Origin of the sequence: Blautia sp. AF19-13LB, from assembly GCF_003479105.1 — a bacterium.
GTDB classification, from domain to species: Bacteria; Bacillota; Clostridia; order Lachnospirales; family Lachnospiraceae; genus Fusicatenibacter; species Fusicatenibacter saccharivorans.
Genome location: NZ_QUGO01000008.1, coordinates 1 through 24,564 on the forward strand (window position 1 = coordinate 1; position 24,564 = coordinate 24,564).

General features: G+C 46.0%; 22 protein-coding genes. 8 read left to right on the top strand and 14 right to left on the bottom strand.

Going from position 1 to position 24,564, the window contains the following annotated elements; all coding sequences use genetic code 11:
* Positions 1-137: 137 nt before the first annotated feature.
* Together DWX32_RS09470 and DWX32_RS09475 are read right to left on the bottom strand one after the other, a co-directional pair.
* Complete coding sequence (locus DWX32_RS09470; protein ID WP_055268443.1) at positions 138-758, bottom strand: hypothetical protein; 621 nt, start codon at positions 756-758, stop codon at positions 138-140.
* A gap of 127 nt (positions 759-885) precedes the next feature.
* A complete protein-coding gene (locus DWX32_RS09475) occupies positions 886-2,673 on the bottom strand; it encodes a helix-turn-helix domain-containing protein (protein ID WP_118640491.1) in 1,788 nt (595 codons plus the stop codon).
* A gap of 330 nt (positions 2,674-3,003) precedes the next feature.
* On the opposite strand from DWX32_RS09475, the gene tnpA reads away from it, so the two are divergent.
* The 3 genes from tnpA to tnpC all read left to right on the top strand — a co-directional run bounded on the left by tnpA (position 3,004) and on the right by tnpC (position 5,463).
* Positions 3,004-3,357 (top strand): IS66 family insertion sequence element accessory protein TnpA, encoded by a 354-nt coding sequence (gene tnpA, locus DWX32_RS09480; protein WP_118640492.1) that lies wholly within the window; start codon positions 3,004-3,006, stop codon positions 3,355-3,357.
* Positions 3,350-3,706 (top strand): IS66 family insertion sequence element accessory protein TnpB, encoded by a 357-nt coding sequence (tnpB, locus tag DWX32_RS09485; RefSeq protein ID WP_118640493.1) that lies wholly within the window; start codon positions 3,350-3,352, stop codon positions 3,704-3,706. The genes tnpA and tnpB overlap by 8 nt, the downstream gene beginning before the upstream one ends.
* A gap of 104 nt (positions 3,707-3,810) precedes the next feature.
* Entirely contained in the window at positions 3,811-5,463 is a 1,653-nt protein-coding gene (gene tnpC, locus DWX32_RS09490; RefSeq protein ID WP_118640494.1) for an IS66 family transposase, read from the top strand.
* Between the two features lie 69 nt (positions 5,464-5,532).
* Here the strand turns inward: tnpC and DWX32_RS19590 are convergent, their stop codons facing one another.
* The 7 genes from DWX32_RS19590 to nagA form a co-directional block, all read right to left on the bottom strand.
* Positions 5,533-5,691: a hypothetical protein gene (locus DWX32_RS19590; RefSeq protein WP_158579565.1), complete on the bottom strand. Its 159-nt coding sequence runs from the start codon at positions 5,689-5,691 to the stop codon at positions 5,533-5,535.
* A gap of 537 nt (positions 5,692-6,228) precedes the next feature.
* Complete coding sequence (locus DWX32_RS09505) at positions 6,229-6,876, bottom strand: helix-turn-helix domain-containing protein (RefSeq protein WP_055220951.1); 648 nt, start codon at positions 6,874-6,876, stop codon at positions 6,229-6,231.
* Positions 6,857-7,534, bottom strand: a complete 678-nt coding sequence (locus tag DWX32_RS09510) for a DUF3990 domain-containing protein (RefSeq protein ID WP_082426280.1) — start codon at positions 7,532-7,534, stop codon at positions 6,857-6,859. The genes DWX32_RS09505 and DWX32_RS09510 overlap by 20 nt, the downstream gene beginning before the upstream one ends.
* A gap of 208 nt (positions 7,535-7,742) precedes the next feature.
* A complete protein-coding gene (locus DWX32_RS09515; protein ID WP_118595657.1) occupies positions 7,743-8,501 on the bottom strand; it encodes a hypothetical protein in 759 nt (252 codons plus the stop codon).
* Positions 8,502-8,692: 191 nt separating this feature from the next.
* Entirely contained in the window at positions 8,693-10,675 is a 1,983-nt protein-coding gene (gene metG, locus DWX32_RS09520) for a methionine--tRNA ligase (protein ID WP_117761350.1), read from the bottom strand.
* Positions 10,676-11,137: 462 nt separating this feature from the next.
* On the bottom strand, positions 11,138-11,878 hold the full coding sequence (gene nagB, locus DWX32_RS09525) for a glucosamine-6-phosphate deaminase (protein ID WP_117761352.1): 741 nt from the start codon (positions 11,876-11,878) through the stop codon (positions 11,138-11,140).
* Positions 11,879-11,912: 34 nt separating this feature from the next.
* Positions 11,913-13,022, bottom strand: coding sequence for an N-acetylglucosamine-6-phosphate deacetylase (nagA, locus tag DWX32_RS09530; protein ID WP_055225779.1), 1,110 nt, complete (start codon positions 13,020-13,022; stop codon positions 11,913-11,915).
* Between the two features lie 242 nt (positions 13,023-13,264).
* Between nagA and DWX32_RS09535 the strand changes: the two genes are divergently transcribed.
* Genes DWX32_RS09535 through DWX32_RS09550 form a run of 4 tightly spaced genes read left to right on the top strand, consistent with a single transcriptional unit; the run spans position 13,265 to position 16,295 of the window.
* A complete protein-coding gene (locus tag DWX32_RS09535) occupies positions 13,265-14,080 on the top strand; it encodes a MurR/RpiR family transcriptional regulator (RefSeq protein ID WP_022462919.1) in 816 nt (271 codons plus the stop codon).
* Positions 14,046-14,510: a DUF2752 domain-containing protein gene (locus DWX32_RS09540; RefSeq protein ID WP_117761353.1), complete on the top strand. Its 465-nt coding sequence runs from the start codon at positions 14,046-14,048 to the stop codon at positions 14,508-14,510. The genes DWX32_RS09535 and DWX32_RS09540 overlap by 35 nt, the downstream gene beginning before the upstream one ends.
* Before the next feature lie 15 nt (positions 14,511-14,525).
* Positions 14,526-14,924 (top strand): DUF4234 domain-containing protein, encoded by a 399-nt coding sequence (locus DWX32_RS09545; RefSeq protein ID WP_022462917.1) that lies wholly within the window; start codon positions 14,526-14,528, stop codon positions 14,922-14,924.
* Positions 14,925-14,942: 18 nt separating this feature from the next.
* Positions 14,943-16,295 (top strand): MATE family efflux transporter, encoded by a 1,353-nt coding sequence (locus tag DWX32_RS09550; RefSeq protein WP_117761354.1) that lies wholly within the window; start codon positions 14,943-14,945, stop codon positions 16,293-16,295.
* 179 nt (positions 16,296-16,474) lie between these two features.
* Here the strand turns inward: DWX32_RS09550 and DWX32_RS09555 are convergent, their stop codons facing one another.
* The 3 genes from DWX32_RS09555 to DWX32_RS09565 all read right to left on the bottom strand — a co-directional run bounded on the left by DWX32_RS09555 (position 16,475) and on the right by DWX32_RS09565 (position 18,263).
* Positions 16,475-17,008 carry a cob(I)yrinic acid a,c-diamide adenosyltransferase gene (locus DWX32_RS09555; protein ID WP_022462915.1) on the bottom strand — a complete coding sequence of 178 codons (534 nt, stop codon included), beginning with the start codon at positions 17,006-17,008 and terminating at the stop codon, positions 16,475-16,477.
* Positions 17,009-17,148: 140 nt separating this feature from the next.
* Positions 17,149-17,694, bottom strand: a complete 546-nt coding sequence (locus DWX32_RS09560) for an NADH peroxidase (protein ID WP_022462914.1) — start codon at positions 17,692-17,694, stop codon at positions 17,149-17,151.
* 170 nt (positions 17,695-17,864) lie between these two features.
* The gene (locus tag DWX32_RS09565) at positions 17,865-18,263 is read right to left on the bottom strand and encodes a Fur family transcriptional regulator (protein ID WP_022462913.1); all 399 of its coding nucleotides are present in this window, start codon (positions 18,261-18,263) and stop codon (positions 17,865-17,867) included.
* Between the two features lie 513 nt (positions 18,264-18,776).
* Between DWX32_RS09565 and DWX32_RS09570 the strand changes: the two genes are divergently transcribed.
* A complete protein-coding gene (locus DWX32_RS09570; protein WP_118640500.1) occupies positions 18,777-19,928 on the top strand; it encodes an ROK family transcriptional regulator in 1,152 nt (383 codons plus the stop codon).
* A gap of 726 nt (positions 19,929-20,654) precedes the next feature.
* Here DWX32_RS09570 and rsmA read toward each other — a convergent pair.
* The gene (rsmA, locus tag DWX32_RS09575) at positions 20,655-21,527 is read right to left on the bottom strand and encodes a 16S rRNA (adenine(1518)-N(6)/adenine(1519)-N(6))-dimethyltransferase RsmA (RefSeq protein WP_022461748.1); all 873 of its coding nucleotides are present in this window, start codon (positions 21,525-21,527) and stop codon (positions 20,655-20,657) included.
* Positions 21,528-21,542: 15 nt separating this feature from the next.
* Positions 21,543-24,437 carry a hypothetical protein gene (locus DWX32_RS09580; RefSeq protein WP_118640501.1) on the bottom strand — a complete coding sequence of 965 codons (2,895 nt, stop codon included), beginning with the start codon at positions 24,435-24,437 and terminating at the stop codon, positions 21,543-21,545.
* Positions 24,438-24,564 lie beyond the last annotated feature (127 nt).

Here is a 24,564-nt window from a genome sequence, read left to right on the forward strand (position 1 = left end):
TAGTATTGACTTTTTATTTGCAGGCTGAAGTAACGAGAATGCGACGCGCAGTTTTCAAAAACGCTCCCCTAGTATCTATAACGCAAGGGGAGCGTCTATTTTCAATTAGTTCGCTTGTTCTGATAATCGAGTTTTGCTTAAGCTCTCTCCCAGCGGCCTCCCGGGGCTGAAGATATAACACAATAAGCAATATTCAAACTTGAGGTTCCAGCTTTAATATACGAACGACAGGACCGTCCACACTCTAAAGTCGAATATGTAATCATCTGCGTATTATTTGGAGTATAGTGATATGGGGTTCCTCCAGCAGGATTTGAAATTGTTTTTGTAATATCATCATACTGGAATCCCACCTCTGGTGAATATTTGGATGTCTGCATTAAACTACTTGCTTTCATAGAGGTTCCGTAGTTCAGTGTTGTTTCAAACCAATTAATTCGTACCTTTAATGCCTGACGGTCATTTGTCACGGATACTTTCATGGTTGCATAAATGCTGTACTGGCTAAGCTGCCCCGTATTGCTTACAATATCAGTGATTGCTACTCTTTGCTGATGCTCGTCTACAATCAACAAACCCGTTGAAATAATATCCTGCTCGCTGCCATTTTCATCCACTACCTGTGTGATTGACAAATAATCATCCGGCTTTGCATCAATGGCGCGGGTCTTCATCTGTTTTTCCTGATATTGTTCAATTGCAACCTTAATTACGTCACTTTCATTCGTGATGTGATTGTTTAAAACCTCTTCATACACTCTGTTTTTTAATTCTGCATTTGTTTCTGCTTTTACTTTGGATTACAATTTCGCTTCCAAATCCTTCTTCACCTACCCCACCATTTACAACAACATCTCTTCCTACAAATCCTGATGGTGGTCAAAGTTAATCAAATATTTTATTTGTCTTGACATAACTTTCCATTAACTTATAATTTGTTTGCATCTTATATAATCTTAAAAGATCTAAATCCTGTTTAAAATATTTCTTGCACTTTACATCTTTTTGTGCTTCTAAAATACAAGCCTCAACCATTAATGAAGTGTGCAATGATCCTCCTTTTCCGGCAAATAATGTCTGTTGAATTCTTTTTCGACAGACACCTATTGCTTTTTCAAAATATCCCAATTCTTCCAACGCCATCCCATAATTTCCCATACTCATACCCCAATCTAAGATGTGAAATACAGGTTTAATAAAACTTTTTTCATATTGTCCCACTAAAAATTGATATATTTCCAATGCTACTTTATAATCCTGTTCACCCCAATAAATCAATGCCATTTCTGTCAAAATACTAACTTCCTCTGTATTTAAAACATATTCTATTTTTTGTCCTTCTTCAACTTTAAGTGACATAGCAAGTAATTCTTTTAATTGTTTTATAAATTGTTCCGTATATTCTGCATTTTCCTTATATTTTACTTTTACCCTTTCTGTTTCAATATATTGGTAATTTTTCATCAAATTACAGTCTAATTTTTCTTCAATTTTTGAAAGTACCTTTTCTGCATTTCCATACTCTTTTCGATGAATAAACTTCGAAAATTCAATCTTCAACTCCAGCGTCTCATACTCTTCCACTTGAATCCCCGTCTCAATTCTATCCCCACTCCTTCCCATCTTCTCCATCATCTGACGTAGATTTCCGCTTCGTGGTTTCTGATTTCCGTTTTCGATTCTTGCCAATGTTTCCTGCGCACAAATGTCTTCACTCAGTCCTTCCTGTGTAAGTTTTGCCGCATTTCTTGTTCGACGTATCAATTCTGCATCAATCTCGAAATTCCGAACCACATGGTCAAACAGACGGTAATTTTTAAAAGAAACTTTATAATCACTTTCCAATTCCAGAAGGCTTGCACGTTCCTGTCGCAGCAACCCAATAAATTCTGCGTTACTATTTTCTTTTTCCAGAATCTGCGCATACTGCTCCAGAATTTCCGGCATATAAAGCAGTTTCCCTTCTTCTCTCAAGTTTTCTAACGCCGTTTCTGTTATCAATTTTAAATAAGTATCCGCTTTTCCATCTCGGGCTGTTTTTTCTATTAACAATGCAGCATATGGAATTACTTTTACTCGTTCTGTCCTCTCAAAGTTTTTCTGAAAGATCTCCTCTACTAACTCCTGAAGTTCTTTCTCTCCTCGTTCACGATCTGTACCAAAACAGACTTCCCATCGAAATAGCAGAAGTTTGTATTCCTCTGCACTTAAAATCCCTGTCTTTCTCTGTATTTCCGCTTCTGGCATTGTCTGTACAATTGCCTTTTCCAAATGTTCACATACTGTCTCTACTGATTTACCACGAAGCCATGCAATCTGCGCATATTCCTGCTCAATGAACTGCTGATGCAGCGGCTCCTTTGCTCTTTTATTCTTCTCATATTCAAGCAGACATTGTTTTGCTTCTTCCCATTTTTTTTGACAAATTTTCTGTTGTATCTCCTGACGCAATTCATAGATATTGTAAATGTCCCTTGGCAATATATAAGTGAGCCTCTCCACCGATTTTCCCAACCGTCCCATAATTCGATCAATCAGAAAAAAATCAATTTCCTGCTGATCTGCTTCAATTCTTGCATATTTTGACACAGAAGAAATACCCAGGCATAATTGTTTTTGTCGTATTCCTTCTTTCTCTCGTAATTTCCATAGTAATTGACCAATTCCTTGCATCTGTTTCCCTTTACTGATTCCTTTTTCTATGTTATTTTTTGTGACTTTTATTATGATTTTAAAATTGTATTTACAGCAAGAGAAATTATCACCATATTTTAATTTGATTTTTATACAAATCCACGTTTTCTATTTTTATAAGTAAAAAAGTGTAATTTTTCCCTTTTTCATACGTATAATATACTTTGAATTTATTTTCATATTTTTCTTTTGTAAATGGTGAATAACCCGTCAACTTCCTGACATCTCCAAAATCTGGGATAATGGTGTGTAGAGTGTAAAAAGTGTGTTTCACACTTTTTACGAAAAACACCACAGGAGGTATTGATCATGAACACCAAGTTAGCCACCAGACAAATCCGATTGAACGAATGGGCTGCAATTATAAAAGACTGCAAAGCCAGTGGCCAGAAAGTTGATATTTATTGTGAACAGCACGGGTTATCCAGAGATGCCTATTATTATTGGCTGCGTAAAGTAAAAGAAGCAGCTTTAACACAGGCTGGTTTTGTAGAACTTCCTGCTCTGACATCAGAACAGATACCAGCCAAAACAATTGAAAAAGGAACCTCTGCATTTGAAACTCAGATGATTATTAAAATAAATGAGATTGAGTTCTATATGAACGAAAACTCGTCATCAGAACTGATATCCAGAATGCTGGAAATCATACGTCATGCTTAATGATGCTTCCGGCTTCCAACACGTTTACTTATGTACCGGATATACGGATCTCCGAAAAGGAATTGATGGATTGATCTCTATTGTTACCGGAACATTTGGCCTGGATCCAACCGAAGCGGGATCCATCTTTCTGTTCTGTGGACGCAGAAATGACCGGATGAAAGTCTTACTCTACGAAGGCGATGGCTGGCTTCTATGCTATAAAAGATTTACCGATGGAAAACTTCAATGGCCAAGAAGTGAAAAAGAAGCCAGAGACCTTACCCCTCAACAGTACCGATGGCTGATGGAAGGACTTTCCATTGAACAGAAAAAAGTAATACACAAGGTGAAACCAGAGCTTTATTAGTTCTGTTTTATATATGTACATTGACAGTTTTATAAGTTATCTAAATTTCCCTGAAATGCCTGAAATAAAGGGTTTTTCAGTGCCATCTGTGGTATAATGGATTCATGGAAAACATTACTTTAACCCTGGACGAACTGAATAAGATGCCGAAGAATGCCATAGCATTGCTGTACATACAGATGAGCGAAAGCTTTACGATTTTATCTGCACAGAGCCAGAAGATCCAGGATCAGAATGAAAGGCTGATCCATCAGATTGAAGATCTTCAGGAACAGATTGCAATCCTGACACAACAGCGTTTTGGAAAAAGAACGGAAACTGACAAACAGGTTATGGGACAACTGTCGTTTTCTCTTGAAAACATGTGTGTCCTGAATGAAGCAGAGGCACTTGTAGAAAACGGTATTCCTGATGAACCTGACATTGAAAAAGTCGTTGTCCGCAGAAAGAGAACCAAAGGAAAACGTGACCTGAATCTTCAGAACATCGAAGTTGAAGTGATCAACCACGATTGTTCCGAAGAAGAATTACGGGAACACTTTCCAAAAGGATGGCATCCTATGGAAGATGAAGTATATAAAGAACTTCAGTATATTCCAGCCAGATTTAAAGTATTGGAACATCATATCAAAGTATATGCCGGGAATTCTGATTGCGGCAGTTTTCTGCGTGCAAAAGCACCGGAACGTCTGCTGGCACATAGTATTCTTACCCCGGAACTGGCAGCTGCCGTGTTTAATGCAAAGTATGTAAATGCGGTACCTTTGAACCGTCTTTCTGAAGAATTCCTTCGAAATGATGTCAACATTCCGCGGCAGGATATGGCAGGATGGATGATCCGTCTCAGTGAGTATTATCTGCAGCCGGTTCATGATCTGATGAAAGCAGAGATTATGGAATCCCACCATATCCATTGTGATGAAACACCATTTATCATGCCTCAGCACAGCAAGGAATATATGTGGGTGTTCCATTCTCCTGGTGGAAGCGATACCCATCCACTCTTCCTATATGAATATCTGGGTGGCAGAAGCGGCGAAGTCCTGGAAAAATATCTATCTGGATATCAAGGGACACTCGTAACCGATGGTTACCAGCCGTATCATACGCTTATGAAAAAAAGTGATAGGATCCAGGTGGCCGGATGTTATGCTCATGCAAGACGGAAATTCACAGAGATCATAAAAGCTGTGAAGAAGAATACGCCGCTCACGCCAGGACAGGCAGTTGCTGCTGAAGCAGTCAAACGGATCGACGCGATGTATCATTTGGACAACATGTATAAAGAATCATCGGCAAAAGAGAGATTAGATAACAGACAGCGCTCTGTAAAGCCTCTTGTCGATGCCTATTTTGCGTGGCTGAAAACATTACAGGGAAAATCAAACGCAAGCTCCAAGTTAAAAGAAGCAATCAATTATTCGATCAATCAGGAAATATACCTTCGAAGATTCCTGGAAGATCCGCTTCTTCCGCTGGATAACAACGATGCAGAGCGTAGTATCAAGTCTTTCTGCGTTGGAAAACATTCCTGGCATATCATTGATTCTACAAAAGGAGCCAAAGCGAGTGCTCTCTTATACAGTATTGCAGAAAGTGCCAAGGCAAACAGCCTGAAACCATACGAGTACTTCTGCTACCTGTTGACAGAACTTGTGAAGTATCCACGAAACGATGTTCCAACAGAGGTGTTAAAAACTTTAATGCCATGGTCTGAAGAACTGCCGGATCACTGTCGAAAAACTAAATCAAGGTAAAGCTCAGTGCCAGCCTTCGGGCTGGCATATCTTTTTCGGGAGGACGAGTTATTTACCATATACTTTCTTTTAAAATAAAATATGGAATTGCCCTAAATCAAGGCAATTCCATGCATTATAATTTATCTTTAGTATGGAACCCTCCCATTCTTTACCCATAGCAAAGTAAAGCATCGGTGCATGCAGCAGCAGGCTGTCATATCCCATCAACGCCATCGTTTCTGTCAATGCTTTGACCTCATCGGATGTTATGAGCGGAAGCCGCAGCGCCATCAGCCCAAAGCAGAGCGAATATCCCAAAAACACAGCCAGAAAGCCGTCATTAACACATGGGAAAAACTATAAACGCTGCTATGTACCCGCGGTAAAATACAGTTGATATAATTTTTCTGCACATCCTCCCAGTAACTGAGCGCGAACGGCAATACGACAAGAATTGTATTCGTCACCAGAAATGCACTTACACCGCCGCGCGCATTCACCAGATAATAAACCGAGCAGTTTCCTCCTGATCCTGCTGCTTCAGGGTAAATGCTCAGGAAGGTAAGTACGGCAATAAAGGCAATTGCGAGATAAAATTTCCACGATTTTATCATTCTGCTGAAATCGGAATGCAGCATTCGAAAAAAGACCATTTTTTTGTTCACCCCCGTCTCGTATGAATGTTCCATGATACCATTTTTATATTTTCATGATAGCGTAAACGCCTGAAATAGTTTATGACGTTTTCTGAAACTTTGAACAAAAAACTTTTTATTCATTTTATCAAGTTGGAACTTTCTCCACCAGATCTTCTACCGTACATACTAATGCCCGCGCAATCTTCAACAAGGTCTCTGTCTGCGCCTTGTTAATATCCTTTCTTCGCTGTTCATACTGCTGAATGGTCCGAACCGAAACACCTGCCTGCTGTGCCAGTTCACTCTGACTTAGATTTGCAAAAGTACGCAATTCTTTCAAGTTTGTCTCCGGTTTTGCTTCACGATATAATTCATTCATTTTATCTACAAACTGACGAACATCCATTTCATGATATGGCGTGTAGAGCATTCGCACTTCAGTTACAGGAATAGCCTGGTTTATTTCCGCAAAAGACAAACTGGTACTCCACTGATAATAGGCCAACGCCCAGCCTGTCCAATATTCAGGGCTGCGATCGTAAGAATAAGAGGGGGCTTGTTCCGGCTTTGGTTCCCCTGCTTCCTGTAATACTTCATATGCAATTTCAACTCCCGACATTCCCGCTACCACAGAACAGTCACCTCGTTCAAACCGTGACGCTGTATTACTCATACAAAACCACTGCCATACAGTTTCCAACGGCCGTTTTAAATCATTGACCATATAATCCAGCATGCAGGCAAGATTTTTTTGTGCAACAGAAAGATATAATTTATCGTAAGCGTGGATCATCTGGTTTCATCTCCTCATCTAAAATTGTGGTGATATATAAATCACCCCGCTGACGGCGGTTTCGTTCCAGATCAAAATATTGCCGACGCGCCATATGATCACGGGATGCTTTCCTCTTATACCATTCCTGCACACTTGCAATCTCATACCCTGTAAATTCCAAACGTTCAAATGCTCTTCTGCTTTTTAAAACAAACTGCTGGCCCAGTTTTCCCAGACGCATTGCATTACTCAACTGACGGTAAGAAATTGCACCATTAATAAAATCCGCTGCAAAAGAAAAATAGCTGTCGTCAGCACGATATCCAATGATAATATCTGCCTTTTCATAATCAAGATGAAAATTTTGTAGCAAATATTCTTTTGCTTCTGCCGCCAACGGTGTGGATGCATCAAATTCTCGATTTTCCAACAAAATCGTAAGCCAATGGAGCATTGTATAGTCGCGCATATTCAAATTGAGAACTTTCAATCCATCACATTCAATCTCATATCTATTTGCGTAACCATTTTTATCCGCACTGACACCCCATTCTTTGGCCATATTTTGGTTTTCTGTACAGTAAAATCCAACACCATAATCATTATAAATTTTTCCATAACCATATTTCGGCCGTTCAATAATATGATCCGAACCATGATAAACTGTTTTTTTCATTTTACCACCTCTGCTTCAAATTATACTCCTAAAGGCGTATAAAAACAACAAATAGAAAAATTCGGATTCAGAAAATACGTTTGAAAGAACTTTTGACATTTTTACAAAAGCGTGATGCTATGATGTCGAAAAAGAGCTCTGCCGACAGACGGTCAGCCTGTTTACTAATTATGTCAAAAATGGTCGCCTAGTTTGCAGACAGGGGTGGCTATTTTTGCGTCTTACCCTTATTTTTTCTCCACCATACGCTTCCTACAACAACTCCTCCCGCCAGCACAAAAATTATTTGTTTTCTCGAAAGCCTCCATCCGAATAACTCAACTCTTACTTCCTTCGGCTGATACGAATACCCCATCAAAATTCTGTTATCATCCCCCGTCCCCACCGACGCATGGCAGTATGTGGTTCCCATGAATTTCATCGCAGATCTCGGTGTTCCCAGCTGGCTCCCGGAATAGCTGGCGCCATTTAGCTGTTGATTGTTTGCAATAAGATTCCCACTGACTTCCCAGTCGCTCATTGTTCTGTCCTTATACCATAAGGTTCCGCCAAATTCATACGGTCTTATCGCCTCTCCCAACAAAAACGAAAAGCTGTCGTTTCCACAGGGTTTTTTGTTCTCTGCAAATTCATAGGTCGGATAAATATAAATCGTCGAACCAATTTGAAAGGCTGATGCATAGAACTCAATCCATTCGAAATCTTCCTCTCTTCCATTCATCGCCTGTTTTCCTACATCGATTTTCATATACTCAAATTTTCCATCCCCATTTTTTAAATCATCGACGATAAACTGCTTCACATGCTCATCCAGCTTTTGTATCTCATTCTCTGGCATCCCTGTTTCCTGCAAATAAGCATCGTAATCAGAAGGAACCTTTTCCTCTGCCTTCACATAAGATACCCCCGCATACAATGACAGTCCGCAACAAAGTAAAACCAGAAATAACGTCCGCATTTTTCTCATACAACGCTCCTCCTTCCTGTTGTCATATTCGATAAACCCGTTCAAATATTCTCTCTTTATCATTATATTATCATAAGATTCAGAATCTTTATATGACGTTTTCCTTAACTTTTTAAAACGCAAAAAATCCCTCCCCACACATCACGCATGGAAAGGGATTTCTCTATTTACTCTATTTTTCTTTTAATCCATCAGCAGATCTCCGCCCCTGCCGGCATTGCTTTTTCCGGGGTCATGAGGCATACGTTGCCTTCGGCGTCTTCTGCGCAGAGGAGCATTCCTTCAGACATCATGCCTGCCAGTTTGGCCGGTTTCAGGTTGGTCAGGACCATAACCTTCATTCCGATGGTATCTTCCGGTTTGTAATATGCTTTGATTCCGGAGACGATCTGTCTTACCTGGCTTCCTACTTTGACCTGGAAGCAGAGGAGTTTTTTGGATTTCTTGACTGGCTCGCAGGAGATGATTTCACCTACCTGGAACTGCATTTTTCCGAAGTCTTCGAAAGTGATTTCTTCCTTCGGCTCAAGGTCAATCACTGCTTCCTCTTCTTTTTCCTCTTCCTGGGATGCAGCAGCCATAGCAGCTTTCTGTTTTGCCTGGATCACTTCTACTTTTTCCATTACCTCTTTGACATCGAGTCTCTGGAACAGGATCTGCGGCTGATCGGTTACTTTATTGCCCGATACGTACAGTCCGAACTGATCGAGCTCTTCGTAGCTGCGTTTCTCTGCGTTCAGCTGAGCCAGGATCTTCTCAGTAGTCTCCGGCATGAAGGACTCGAGCAGGCATGCGCCGATGGTGATGCTCTCTACCAGGTTGTACAGAACTTCTTCCAGACGGTCTTTCTTTGCCTCATCCTTTGCCAGTGCCCACGGCATCGTCTCGTCGATGTATTTGTTGCAGCGTTTGAACAGACCAAAGATCTCAGTCATTGCATCTGCCACACGCAGCTCTTCCATCTTTGCAGCAACTTTTGCTTTTGTTGCGGTAACGACTGCTTTCAGATCATCATCCACCTCTTCTGCTGCGCCGGTCTTTGTCACAACGCCGCCGAAGTATTTGTTGCTCATGGAGATGGTACGGTTTACCAGGTTTCCAAGAGTATTGGCAAGGTCGGAATTCATACGCTCAACCAGCAGCTCCCAGGTAATGACACCGTCGTTCTCAAACGGCATCTCGTGCAGAACGAAGTAGCGGACAGCGTCTACGCCGAACAGGTCTACCAGATCGTCTGCGTAAATCACGTTTCCTTTGGATTTACTCATCTTGCCGTCGCCCTGCAGCAGCCACGGATGACCAAATACCTGTTTCGGCAGCGGCAGATCAAGTGCCATCAGGAAGATCGGCCAGTAAATGGTATGGAAACGGATGATGTCTTTTCCGATCAGATGCAGGTCTGCCGGCCACAGCTTGTTGAACTGCTCGGAACTGTTTCCGTCACAGTCATAACCGATTCCAGTGATGTAGTTGGTCAGTGCATCCAGCCATACATAGGTAACGTGCTTCGGGTCGAAGGATACCGGGATTCCCCAGGTGAAGGAGGTTCTGGATACACAGAGATCCTGCAGTCCCGGAAGAAGGAAGTTGTTCATCATCTCGTTCTTTCTGGAAACCGGCTGGATGAATTCCGGATGAGTGTTGATATAATCGATCAGTCTCGGTGCATATTTGCTCATCTTGAAGAAATATGCTTCTTCTTTTGCCGGCGTAACCGGGCGTCCGCAATCCGGGCATTTTCCGTCTACGAGCTGGGACTCGGTGAAGAAGGATTCACACGGTGTACAGTAAAGACCTTCGTAATATCCTTTGTAGATATCTCCCTGATCGTACAGTTTTTTGAAGATTTTCTGTACCTGTGCCTCGTGATCGGCGTCGGTGGTACGGATGAATTTGTCGTAGGACGTATTCATCAGATCCCAGATTCTCTTGATCTCGGTGGATACGTTGTCTACGAATTCTTTTGGCGTGATACCTGCCTCTTCTGCTTTCAGCTCGATCTTCTGGCCATGCTCATCGGTTCCGGTCTGGAAGAATACATCGTAGCCCTGCTGACGTTTGAAGCGGGCGATGCTGTCCGCGAGTACGATCTCGTAGGTGTTTCCGATGTGCGGCTTGCCGGATGTGTAGGCAATCGCCGTGGTGATATAATATTTTGGTCTGATTTTTTCCATTGCTTTCATTTCTCCTTTCAAATAAAAAAACTGCCTTATTCCGCTCTCTTGTAGTCGGAAGAAGACAGGTTTGTTTACCCGTGATACCACTTCTTTTCGTCCCTGCCTCACGGCAGAAACCTCTGCAGGTACATGTGCTATACCTCTCCGCTGTAACAGGCGGAACCTGTCGCAGCCTTACCGTTTCAGATTGTTGTTCTCACGGTTCGGTGCGCCTCTCGGAAGCCATGTTCGATCTGCCGCTCCTCCTCCCCTCTCAGCCTGCAAAACCGGAATAGTTTTCGGGGGTGTTCTCTGTAAATTCGCACATGCAGATGTACTCTCTTCGTCACTGTGTTTTGTTTTTATGCACTGGTTTTATGCTAACACATTTACATCAATTTGTAAACCGCAAAAAAGCCCGCCGTACGGGGATTTTTTCATATTCTCCCCATTCGGCGGACCTTTCATTCATCGTAACAATTATCTGTGGTTTGCTTTGATCACAGACATTGCTGCTTCATCTGCTACAACTGTCAGATCGTTGTGAAGCTGCAGGATGGAAGCCGGAACCTGCGGAGTAACCGGTCCGTACAGAACTTTGTCGAGGATCTCTGCTTTTCCTTCGCCGCTGACGATCAGCAGAACTTTTCTCGCCTGCATGATGTTCTTGATTCCCATGGTGTATGCCTGGGTCGGAACATCCTCTACTTTTTCAAAGAAACGTTTATTTGCCTGAATGGTGCTCTCGGTCAGGTCAACGCAGTGTGTCTCTTTCTCGAATGCTGCGCCCGGCTCGTTGAATCCGATGTGGCCGTTGTTTCCAAGTCCAAGAAGCTGCAGGTCAATGCCGCCGACGCTGCGGATGATTTCGTTGTATGCTGCACATGCTTTTTCGCTGTCCGGCTCCAGTCCGTTCGGAACGAAGGTACGCTCTTTGTTGATGTTGACATGATTGAACAGGTTGGTGTTCATGAAGTAACGATAGCTCTGATCATTCTCCGGAGAGAGTCCTTTGTACTCGTCCAGGTTTACGCTGGTGACATTTGCGAAATCAAGGTCGCCTTTGTTGTACCACTCAACGAGCTGTTTGTAAGCGCCGACCGGGGTAGATCCGGTTGCAAGGCCGAGCACTGCGTGTGGTTTCATGATCACCTGCGCGGAGATGATGTTTGCTGCTTTTCTGCTCATATCATTGTAATCTTTTGCTTCAATTAATAACATTTGTTTTTCCTCCAAATTTCTTCTATATAATAAATTACATAATAACCTGTTTCAGGTTCAGTTCGTCGTCCACCAGAAGTACATGCGCTTTTTTGCCCGGTGCAATGGATCCTACTTCATCGTAGATACCGATGCTCTGTGCCGGATTTCTTGTTGCCGCAAAAATGGCATCTGCCAGCGGAATATCAAACGAAACTGCTTTTCTCATGCAGTCGTACAGGTTCGTAGCGGAACCCGCGATGGTCTCACCGTCGGTCAGGGTTGCTTTTCCGTCTTTCATCCAGACAGCCTGTCCCCCGAGGGAATACGTTCCGTTTGGCATTCCTGTTGCCATCATGGAATCGCTGATGAGAACCATGCGCTCACTTCCCATCATGGAGAAGGTCGCGCGGACAACAGCACCGTGAATGTGATAGCCGTCGCAGATCAGCTCCATGCGGCACTCCGAATCGTCAAATGCTGCGCCGATGACACCTGGGTTGCGGTGTGCGAACGGCGGCATTGCGTTGTACAGATGGGTGACATGGTGTGCACCTGCTTTCATGGCTGCCAGCGCCGTGTCATAATCTGCTGTGGTGTGGCCGATGGAAACCATGACTTCATCGGAAACTTCTTTGATAAATTCCAGAGAACCTGGCATGTTCGGGGCCAGTGTCACGAGACGGATTTTTCCGCCGCTCGCCGCATTGCATGCGCGGAAGAACTCAGCGTTCGGAGCCACGATGTTCTCCTCTGCCTGTGCGCCTTTTTTGATCGGATCGATGAACGGTCCTTCCATGTTGACGCCGGCGATCACTTCTGCTTCCGGCTCATCTTTGATTGCTTCGATGGTTCCGAAGATTTTCAGCAGATCGTCTTTTGGCAGTGTCATGGATGTCGGGCAGTAAGAGGTGATGCCGTGCGCTTTCTCGTAGCGCAGGATCTCTTTTAAACCTTCCACGTCTCCGTCTGAAAAATCATGTCCGGCAGCGCCGTGGCTGTGTACGTCAACCAGTCCCGGCAGAACCATCATGCCTTTCGCATCGATCACTTCCTGATCGATCACTTCTTCTTTTGTGGAAACGAAACGTTTTCCTTCTATATAAAGATCTTTTTCCGCAAACGTTCCGTCTTCCTGAAATACGCGTCCGTTTTTGATAATCATTGTCTTGCCTTCTTTCTTTGATCTGTTCTGATTATAATTTATGTTGATTTTATTTTCAACTATTTTTATATTTTAGAAATTACTTTCACGTCATTAAAGTTCTTTCCATTTTTCCGCCCGCTTTCCCGTGCAATTCACACACAATTGAAAGTTGATTCACCACTCTGCCTGTGATACAATAAAGCAAGAACTGATCTGAATTTTTTTCAGATATTTACAGATACCAGGAGGACTTACGTTCCATGGAACACTTTGAAAAATCGATTATTCCTGTCATTGAGTCTGTCTATCCCTCGTTCACTCCCCTGGAACGGACGGTAGCAGATTTTTTTATTCATAATACCGACGAGTCGGATCTGTCCGCGCGCCACGTTTCGGAACTGCTCTATGTTTCGGAGGCTTCGCTCTCCCGCTTTGCGAAAAAATGCGGCTACACGGGCTACCGCGAATTTGTCTACCGTTACCAGGAAGGCCTGAACGCCGCACTGCCTGGCACGGACGATCACATCAAACAGGTGCTGAATACGTATCAGGAGCTGCTGAATAAAAGCTACTCGCTCGCCGACCGCGCGCAGATTGACCGCATCTGCCATATTCTCACTTCGAAGCGTCGGGTGTATGTCTACGGTCTTGGAAGCTCCGGACTTTCCGCCCAGGAAATGAAGCTGCGTTTTATGCTTGCAGGCGTGGATATTGAAGCAATTACCGACATTCACATCATGAAAATGAATGCCGTTCTGCTCAATGAGAGCTGCGCTGCAATCGGCATTACCGTCAGCGGACAGACACCGGAGGTGCTGCGTGCGCTCGGAGCCGCAAAGGAAAAGGGAGCCTCTACCATTCTCTTTACTTCCCGCAGCTCCAGCGATTACGATGCCTTCTGCGATGAAGTCCTGCTGCTTGCGGTCAAAGAGCATCTGAAAAACGGCGGCGCAATCTCTCCGCAGTTCCCGATTCTCGTTATGATCGACGTTCTGTACTCGCATTTTCTCACGACCGACAGCGAGCGCAAGGAGGCTTTATATGAATACGCCGTCACCAAACTCCATGAAACGTGATCCCGGCCGCGGCAGCGCGTATCTTTCTTTTCTGAAGAAACGCTGCCGCGATTTCTTTTTCTTCTGCCTGCTCCTCGGCGTTTACGTCGCCTTCATCACCCTCACAGGCATCGGCTGTCCGATCCGGTTTTCCACCGGCATTTCCTGCCCGGGCTGCGGAATGAGCCGCGCGGTACTGTTAATGCTCTCCGGTCATTTTCGGGCGGCATTTCGGATGCATCCGCTCGTCTATGCCGTACTGCCCGCAGGGATATGGCTCTTCTTCGGGCCGGAACAGACGGCGGGACTTCGGCGTTTTAAAAAGGGGATCATTACGGTGCTTGTCGTGCTGCTTCTCGCCGTTTATGCCTGGCGCATTTATTACCACGACCCGCTCCTTTCTATTGACCCTTCTCTCGGGCGCGTGCTACAATGGTTCTATCTTAATTAAAGGGGGTATTTACAAATGAATGTAAAAGACAACCGCAGTTTCTGGTTCTATCTTCTGCTCACATTTCTGACGTGCGGACTCTACTCGATCTACTTCTGGTATGTTTATGTGGAAGACCTGAACACCATCTTTTACGGTGACGGCGAAGACAGCCCAAACTACATTATCGTGCTGCTTCTGTCCTGGGTTACCTGTGGAATTTACGGCGTTTACTGGCGTTACAAACAAGCGAACCGCATGTACCGCGAATCCTACGACCGCTACGGTGTGATGATTGAGGAAAACGGTTCCGCCATTCTTCTGTGGACGCTGCTCGGCTACCTGACCGGCGGAATTGGCCAGCTCGTTGCCGACTATTTCATGATCCAGAACCTGAATAAGACGGCGCTCGTTTATAATTCACGTGCATATTAAGCAGGGGAGGCGTTTTTTATGGCAACATCTATGGTAAAGGGAAATCCGGTAAAGCTGATGCTCTCGTTTGCCTTTCCGCTTCTCATCGGAAATCTGCTGCAGCAGACGTATAACATCATTGATGCGGCGATTGTCGGCCAGGCACTTGGCCCGGAGGCACTCGCCAGCGTCGGTGCAAGCAGCAGTGTACAGTTTCTGGTGCTCGGCTTCTGTATGGGAAGCTGCACGGGATTCAGTGTCCCGGTTGCCAAGTATTTCGGCGCCGGAAAGCTTGATAAAATGCGCGATTATATTTTTAATGGTGCTGCACTTGCTGTCCTGATTGCGGCCATTCTGACCACACTCTGCAGTTTACTCTGTGCACCGATTCTGCACCTGCTGTCGGTTCCGTCCGATATTTTCGCGGATGCTTACGCATATCAGCTTGTGATTTTCCTCGGAATTCCGTTTTCGATTCTGTACAATTATCTTTCCAGCATCCTGCGCGCCGTCGGGGACAGCCGCACACCGTTTCTGTTTCTGGCATTTTCGGCAATTCTGAATATTTTCCTCGACCTGTTCTGTATTATCATTCTGCATCTGGGGTGCGCAGGCGCGGCGATTGCGACGATTTCCGCCCAGGCGATCAGCGGACTTTTATGTCTGTTTTTTATTTCCCGTAAGGTAAAGCTCCTGCTTCCGACAAAGGAAAACCGCACTCTGCGAAAGGATGCCGCGCAGGAACTCCTCGCAATGGGCATTCCGACGGGACTGCAGTTTTCGATCACGGCAATCGGCAGTATGGTAATGCAGTCAGCGAATAATGGACTTGGCAGTGTTTATGTTTCGGCGTTCACAGCTGCTATGAAAATCAAACAGTTTATGATGTGCCCGTTTGATGCGATCAGTACCGCGGCTTCCGTCTTCTGCAGTCAGAATCTCGGAGCCGGCCAGTCAAAGCGAATCCATCAGGGACTCCGCCAGGGTGTGCTTGTCGGTGTCGGCTATGGTGCGTTTGCGGGTGTCATCATGATTCTGTTCGGACGGCCGCTGACAAAGCTCTTTATTGTCAGCTCTGCTTTTGAAGCAATCAACGCTTCGGCAAAATATCTGCGCTGCCTCGGATTTTTCTACTGGATGCTTGGTATTTTGAATGTCTGCCGTATGGTAACGCAGGGACTTGGCTACTCGGGAAGAGCCGTTTTCTCCGGCGTAATGGAGATGCTGGCACGAACGATTGTCTGCCTGGGATTTGTCGGTGCGTTTGGCTTCACCGCAATCTGCTTTGCGGATCAGGCTGCGTGGCTCGCCGCCTGCTGCTATATCGCACCGACATGTCTGTACTGCGTGAAGAAATCCACGAAAATGATTGCGGATCGCGGTGCGAAATAATAACGTTATTTTCTGTCTTACAGCGGCTTCCAGATACTTCTCAGGTTATCGCGGCAATCACCAAAAACTTGTTCCATCACAGATTTTGGTTCATTGCCCGCAAAATCAAGAAAAAGATACTGTTCTGCATGGAATCATCTTCCCCTCAAAACAGTATCTTTTTTCTTGTTTTTTCATCGTTACCGCTCGATTCCATCTCTTGCCGCAAGACCCTTGTCAAACGGATGCTTGATTTTTTTCAGCTCCGAAACATAGTCCGCCCGCTCAATCAGCGCCTCCGACGGTCCCTGCCCGGTCAGAATCACTTCCAGCTTCTCCGGCTTGTGATCCAGAAAATCCAGAAGGAGCTGCTCATCAAACAGTTTGCTTCCAATCGTATAAACCAGCTCGTCCAGAAACAGTACATCGTATTCTTCCTGAACTGCTTTTTCTGTCACTTTCTGAAACTGCTCTTCATAATACCGTTTCTGCTCTGCCTTCTCCTCCGGTGTCATCAGAAACGAAAACTTTATCTTGTCCTGCCCCGGCACAAACGTCACATTCGGCGACAGTAAGAGCACCTTCCGCTCGCTCGTGCTGTTATCTTTCATAAACTGATAAATCAAAACACGGTATCCATACCCTGCCGCACGCGTGCAGAGTCCCATACCACAAGTCGTCTTTCCTTTTCCATCCCCACAGTAGATGTGGACACAGCCTGTCTGTTTTTCCATGGTGAAAACCTCGCTTTTTCTTTCTATGTTCATTTGTAAACAACAGGTAATTCGAAACAAGTTCGCAATCCCAAGTAAAAATTGTAAACAACGGAAAAAGGAGGGCAGATTTTATTCCGCCCCCCAAAAAGGTTTCCTGATTATTTACCGAAATATCTAGCCAGCAGACCAGCGAATGCTTTTCCGTGTCTAGCTTCGTCTCTTGCCATCTCATGCACGGTGTCATGGATTGCATCGAGATTCAGGGCTTTGGCACGTTTTGCAAGATCTGTTTTGCCAGCGGTTGCTCCGTTCTCTGCCTCTACACGCATCTGCAGATTTTTCTTGGTGCTGTCGGTTACGACTTCGCCGAGAAGCTCTGCGAATTTTGCTGCGTGCTCTGCTTCTTCGTAAGCTGCTTTTTCATAGTACAGACCTACTTCCGGATATCCCTCGCGGAATGCTACTCTGGACATTGCCAGGTACATACCAACCTCGGAGCACTCGCCCTCGAAATTGGCTCTCAGGTCTTTTTTGATATCTTCCGGAACATCGGATGCTACGCCAACTACATGCTCTGCTGCCCAGGTCAGATCCTCGCCCTGCTCGATAAATTTCTCTTTCGGTGCTTTACAGATCGGACAGACTTCCGGTGCTTCTGCTCCTTCATAAACATATCCACATACGCTGCATACAAATTTTTTCATAGTCTTTCTTTCCTTTCTTTTTGTTGTGTATTTAATTTTATCATTTCCAATTTTGTGGTTTATAACAGTTTTTTATTTTTGATATTAGTAACTGTTACTGATATTACTTTAACATAAGCTTCCCTTTTTGTCAATGCCTATTTTTAATTTTTTCTTTCTTCCTGGGGATGCTATACGTTCCCCGGGTGATTTTTGCAGTTCTCGCAGATGCCGTAAAAATTCACAGAGTAATCTTCGATCGTACCTCTGAAATTTTCCGCTGCTACGTTCTTGATTTCGCTGATGTCACGCATTGTAAGGTCTGTCACGCAGTGACATTTTCTGCAAATGAAATGGTGATGCGTGGAAGTATCTCCATCGAACCGGTCCGGGCCATCTCCTGTTGTAAGACGCTTGATCTCTCCTAATTCAGAAAGAAGAGACAGGTTCCGGTATACTGTGCCAAGACTGATATTGGGAAATTCTTTCCGTACATCGGTATAGAGCATATCTGCGGTCGGGTGATCCTTTCGCCCCTGAAGGCAGACTTTGATGCTTTCTCTTTGTCTGCTATACTTGAGTGTTGACATAGTTTTTTTCCTTTCGTATCTTTCGATAACAGTAATTGTTATTATATTTATACTATAAGGCTGCTTCTCGCAAAAGTCAAGAAAAAGATCACTACCCTGTCTACACAGATTTCCGTCTGTCCCAAGATCAAAAATTCCCCAAAAACGAGGAGTGCCCAGGAACCTCTCGGTGCCTGGGCTATTATTATGAAAAAATCTTAATTGTGTAGTGATTGCATACACGCTGTTCCTTTGGAACTGAGATAACTATACCAATTAATTATGAACAGATTATGAACGTGCAGTGAATCTTCTGTGAATTTGTACATTTTTTAGAATTATTTTATACTTTCTTTGTGTATTTATCACATATTTTATTTCTAATTCTGTCCCTTACTCTCTACTCTGTCTAGAAATCGTTTTTCTCCGTTAATTTTTCTATTCGTATTGCCCATCCCCGATTTTCCCTGTCATTTCTCTCTCATTTATGTTAAGATTGATGTACAGCCAATGCGGCAGAATGGAGGATTTTTTATGAGTACCGGAAATCAGGAATATATACGAGACATGAACCGCGCCCTGGTTCTCGAGGCAATCGCCAACCATCCGCCGCTTTCCCGCGCAGATCTGGCGAAAATGCTGCATCTGACAAAAGCAACCGTATCCACCATCGTCCAGGAACTGCTCGACCGCCAGCTCGTCATAGAACTCGGCAGCGCCGAAAAAACTTCCATGGGTCGAAAACCGATTCTGCTTACTTTTAATAATCGCTGCGGTTCCATCATCGCCGTCGATCTCGGCGTAAAAAAGATCACCATTCTCACCGGAGATCTGAAGGGAAAATCATGTACTGTAAAAGAATACCCGATTGATCCATCCCTCTCACTGGAGGAATACCTGATTTCCCTCCTCCACAAAACCAAATCCGACCTCCCCAAGACTCCGTGCGGCCTCGTCGGAATCTCCATCGGAATCTACGGCGTCGTCTGCGACGACCTCGTTTTATTCACACCCTACTACGATCTGAAACACTCCAACCTGAAAAACTACCTCGAAGAAGAATTTCAGGTTCCTGTCATCGTAGAAAATGAAGCCAACCTCTCCGTCATCGGCGAAGCCGCCTGCGCAGAGCACTTTAAAAATATGATCTTCCTGAACATCCACGAAGGCGTCGGCATGGGAATCCTCATTGACGGCGAACTCTACACCGGCCAGAACGGCTACGCCGGCGAATTCGGCCACACCATCCTCTTCCCCGATGGCCGGCCCTGCCCCTGCGGCAACCACGGCTGCCTCGAACAGTACATCTCCGAAGCCTCCGTCCTAAACGATTTTGCCGCCGCCGAAGGCTTAGAAAACGTCTCCGTCGAACGCTTCATCCAGTATTACCAGGAAGGCAACCCCAACGCCCTCAAAGTAATGCAGGATTTCACCCACTACATCGGAATCAGCCTGAACACGGTTCTCCACACCTTCAACCCGGACGTCATCGTCATCAACAGCTCCTTCACCAACTACATCCCAGGTCTGATCGACGAAATCACCTCCGGAATCCAGAACCGCCTCCGCTGGTACCTCCACGTCCTCCCGGCTCACCTGCAGGATGTCTCCGTCCTCATGGGCGGAATCAGCCTCTGCTCCCGGAACTTCCTCGGAATTTCCACCTTTAAGCTGCTGGACCTGTAACTCAGAAATAAGTCCCTGTTCAGAGCCCCATCTCGATTCCGCTGCGCTGCATCTTGATGTGGCTTCTCGCCATATGAAATTTCAGAAAAAAGTACTCATTCATGCAAGCATGATTCGCAATTTGTTCTGAAATTTCGCATGGCTCTGAATAGTCACAATTTGTTCATGATTTTTTTACAACATGAACACGCTTTCAACATAATTTACCCGTATACTAAAAGCATAAATAATGAATGCCAACATTATTTACACAATTTTCTTTTTCATATTGCCGATTAGAAAATCGGCTCTCCTTCCTTTAAAAATAAAAATGAAAGAAAGCACTGTTTCGCCAACGGTGCTTTTTTTCATGCCTTTTTCTCATTTTCTCCCATCTTCCTCACAACAATCTCACGCCGATCCGCCCATCCGGGCGGATCCAGACCTCCCCTCCCGCCCCCACTACCAGCCTCGCCGCCGCCCGTCCGTCCTTGCGTGATGCGGCATGGCAGCATTGGAAAAGCGGGCAGGAAAAACCAGAAAAAATGGAGGCCTTTCGAGAGACTGAAATCTGGTGCTCAACACCAGATTTCAAGGCATTCTGAGCTGGGAAAGCATCAGGCTTTCCTGGCGAATAATGCCGGTGTCTGTCGAAAGACCTCCATTTTTTCTACGTTTTTCCCCCGCTTTTCCACCGCTGCCATGCGCATCACGCGAGGGCGGACGGGCGACGGCGAGGCGTCCCCTCTATTTACACAATTCATCCGTCAACCGCGCAAACTCCTGTAAATTCAATGCCTCCCCACGAATCGTAAGCGGCCAGCCGCAGGCTGTGATTGCAGCCTCAATCTCCTCTTTCGAAAAATGCAGCAGCTCCGAATTTTTCAGTCCGTTCGCCAGCGTCTTCCGTCTCTGATTAAACGACGCCCGAATAATGGAGAACATCAACTTCTCATCCTTCGTCTCCACCGGCATCACCTCATGACGCGTCAGCCGGATCACCGCACTTCCAACCTTCGGCCGCGGCATAAAACAGTTCGGCGGCACATTCGCCACAATATACGGCTCCGCATAATACTGCACCGCCAGCGACAGCGCCCCGTAATCCTTCGATCCCGGCCCCGTCTGCATCCGGTCCGCAACCTCCTTCTGAACCATAACCGTAATCGAATCCACCGGCACATGATTCTCAAATAATCCCATAATAATCGGCGTCGTAATATAATACGGAAGATTCGCCACAACCTTGATCGGCCGTCCGTTGTTCTTCTCCTTCGCCAGCGCCGCCAGATCCACCTTCAAAACATCATTGTTGATAACCTCAACATTATCATAATCCGACAGCGTATCCTCCAGAATCGGGATCAGATTCTTGTCAATTTCCACCGCACACACACTCCGCGCAGCATACGCAAGATACTGCGTCAGCGTACCGATACCAGGTCCGATTTCCACAACAAAATCGTCCGGTCCGATACCTGCAGCGGCTACAATCTTATCCAGCACATGTGGATCGATCAGAAAATTCTGACCATACTTTTTCTGAAATACAAAGCCGTACTTCTGCAGTACGGCTATGGTATTCTGCGGCTCCCCGAGCCACGGTTTTACTTTCTCCATAAATTCTCCATGTATTTAGAACTCAAAGTCTTTCTCGTAAAGAATCACGCGGTCGTCCGCATCGGTATGCTTTCTGGACATGCGTCTTCCGAATTTACGGGTTCCCTTTTCTGCATGGGCGATGGCACGATCCACCATATCTTTGACCTGTGAAATCGTCATCGGCTCGCCCTCCTTCTGATTGTTGCCAATCTGTGTATACAGAGCAAGCACACCCATCTCGTCCATCTTGTATCCATTCTCACGCGCATACGTGCGGGCAAACGTAACCAGCTCGTCGTTCGTGAAAACAGGAATCGAAATGACCGTCTCAAACTTCTTCGCAAAATCAGGGTAATTCCGCAGAAGACCTCTCATGCTGACCTTCTCATCCTCGATGATCAGAACCAGACTGTCTGTACGGAAATCCATTGCCTGCGACAGCTTCTCGATCGTCTCCGGGTACATCAGACCGGCACGCTCGATCAGGAGGAAACCTCCCGCCAGCTTTGAAACAATCTGCGCACAGTCCTTTTTGTTCAGAACAGATGCATCCAGACGGGCCATCTTCGTTGCCGGAAGTTTTAAGTCAGCACAGATTGCACGGACGAGATCCTCCGACAGCTTCGTTTTTCCAGTACCGTATCCGCCCATAATGGCAATGTTTCCATGACGGGAAGTACGGTCGCCTGCGTAATGATAAACACCATGCATTGCATCCAGAATCTGGATATCCATGCCTGGAACTTTCGCAAAGTAAGTAAACAGCGCTTTCTGCTCATCACTCAGCTTATCCGGCTGGGTGTCGTTCAGGATGCGGAGTCTTGCCTCCTCCGGCGTCTCCTCGCGGAGCACCTCTTCAATCGATTTCGCAACAGTTCCTTCCGGAATGTTGTCGCGGATCAGCTGAACGGTGGCATCCGTTGTTTTTTCGATGCTCATGTTGATCGTCGCATCGGATACGCGCTCACGCTTTGGCTCGGTCGGAACTTCGATTTCGATTTCCTCCGGGGTAATCTCGATCGGCTGGGTTCCTGCCGGCTCAAACGGATCGGCTGGCTCAGTCTCGGCCGGGGTTTCCGGCTCTGTTTCGCTTTCCGGCTCATCAGCAGGTTCTGCTTCCGCAGTTTCCGGCTCGTCCGGCAGTTCGATTTCCGATGCTTTTTCAGCTTCCTGCACTTCTGCGTTCAGCGCTGCCTGAAGCTCACTAAAATCGATGGTCGGCCGTGTCTCCTCTGCCGGTTTCAGATCCGGGATGACAACCGTTGCATCCATGGACGGCGTCTCCGCCGGTTCTACGGTTTCCTCAATTTCGGCTTCCGCCTGAGCCTTCTCGGCTGCTTCTGTTTCAGCTTCCACTGCTGGTTCTGTAACTTCTGCTTCTTCGATTTCAGCCTCGGCTGCCGGTTCTATAATCTCTTCGATCTCAGCTTCATCCATCGGCTCTGCAGCTTCTTCGGTTTCAGCCTCATCCGCCGGTTCTGTGATCTCTTCGGTTTCCGCTTCATCTGCCGGTTCTGCTGCTTCTTCCGGCTCAGCTTCCGCCTGCGGCTCCTCAGCCGCTTCCCGTGCCTCTGCCTCGGACTCCGGATCCATCGGCTGCTCTGCGGTTTCGGCTTCTGCTACCTGCTCAGCCGGCTCTTCTGCTTCTTCCTCCGCAACTTCCTCCGACAGGTTTGCTGCGGTCTCCTGGAACAGTGCTTCGAGGTCCGGCTCTTCGTATTTCTTCTCCGGCTTCGGTGCTTTCGGCATTACCGGCTCGGCTTTTTCCTTCGGTTTTGGCTGCGGTCTTGTCTTGATCGTCGTGTTGGCATCCGGGGATACCTCTACGTTTACATCAAGCTGCTCCGGCTCCAGATCTTTTACTTCGTACTGTACCGGCTCTTCGCTTGTCTCTTCCTCGACTGCCGTCTCTTCCTGTTTCTTTCCGCGGAAGGAGAAGACATCGCGGATGCTCTTTGCAAGCTCTGCGTGAAGATCGATCGTATTTCCAAGGTACGTCGGCGTGCTGTCTGCATACGCCTGCTCTTCCGGAATCTCCTCGATCGGCTCCTCTGTCTGCTGCAGTGCTTCGTACTCCTGCACCTGCTCTGCATCTGCCTCGGCCTGCTGTGTTTTCTCATATGCTTCGTACGGCGAACCGGCTTCTTTTTCTTCTTCACCGGCCACATACTGGCTCATCACACCGCCGTTTACCGGTTTTACTTCCGGCGTCTCTGCCGGCTCTTTCGTCGCAGCCATTTCACCGGCTCCGCTCTCTCCGGCTAACCGCACTTTAAGTGCTTCCGGATCCTCGGACGGCTCTTCATTCTTTTTGTAGTCAAAACGATGCTCGTATTTGATCTGCTGGGACGGTGACAGCGGCTCGTACTTCATTTTCAGATCCATTGCCTTTGTCACATATTTGCCCTCGCTGAACCACAGGATCAGCTCATCACAGGCATCGATGCATTTCTGCGTCTCTCCGGCTTTGCTGTAAAGGTTTGCCAGTTCATATGCCCATCTCTCGGTAAATTCCCGCTCTTTGTATTCCTCCAGAAGGGAAATCTGCTCCTCAAGCGGCGCTTTCTGTCCTCTTAAAATCTTGTATTTCAGCAGATACCGGGAATTATCGTGACGTGCGACTGCTTCAAACTCGTTGTAAAAGTCAATCGCCTCATCAAAGTCTTTCATTTTTACGGAGACCTCTACCAGGCGGTACAGAATGCCCTTTCCGATGGAGGAACGGTCATACGCCATCAGCAGAATCTTCTTCGCCTCCGGATATCGTTTGTTCGCCTCATAGACATCCGCTACCATGCCGAGCGTGCGCAGACTCTTGACACGCCGCCAGTCAACGGCTTCTACAACTGCAAGTGCCCCCTCATAGTCCTCTTTTTTTACCAGACTGTTCAGCTCTTCCAGCCGGCTTTGATATTCAGCTTTATCCAATCTTTTCACCTCAATACATTTCAGATTGTTTTAGTTCATAGACACGAACAGTGTACCACACTCCCCGTAGAATGTCAAAAGAATGCCTGTTTTGCAGGCATTTTTCGGGATGCAGATCCTTCCAGCG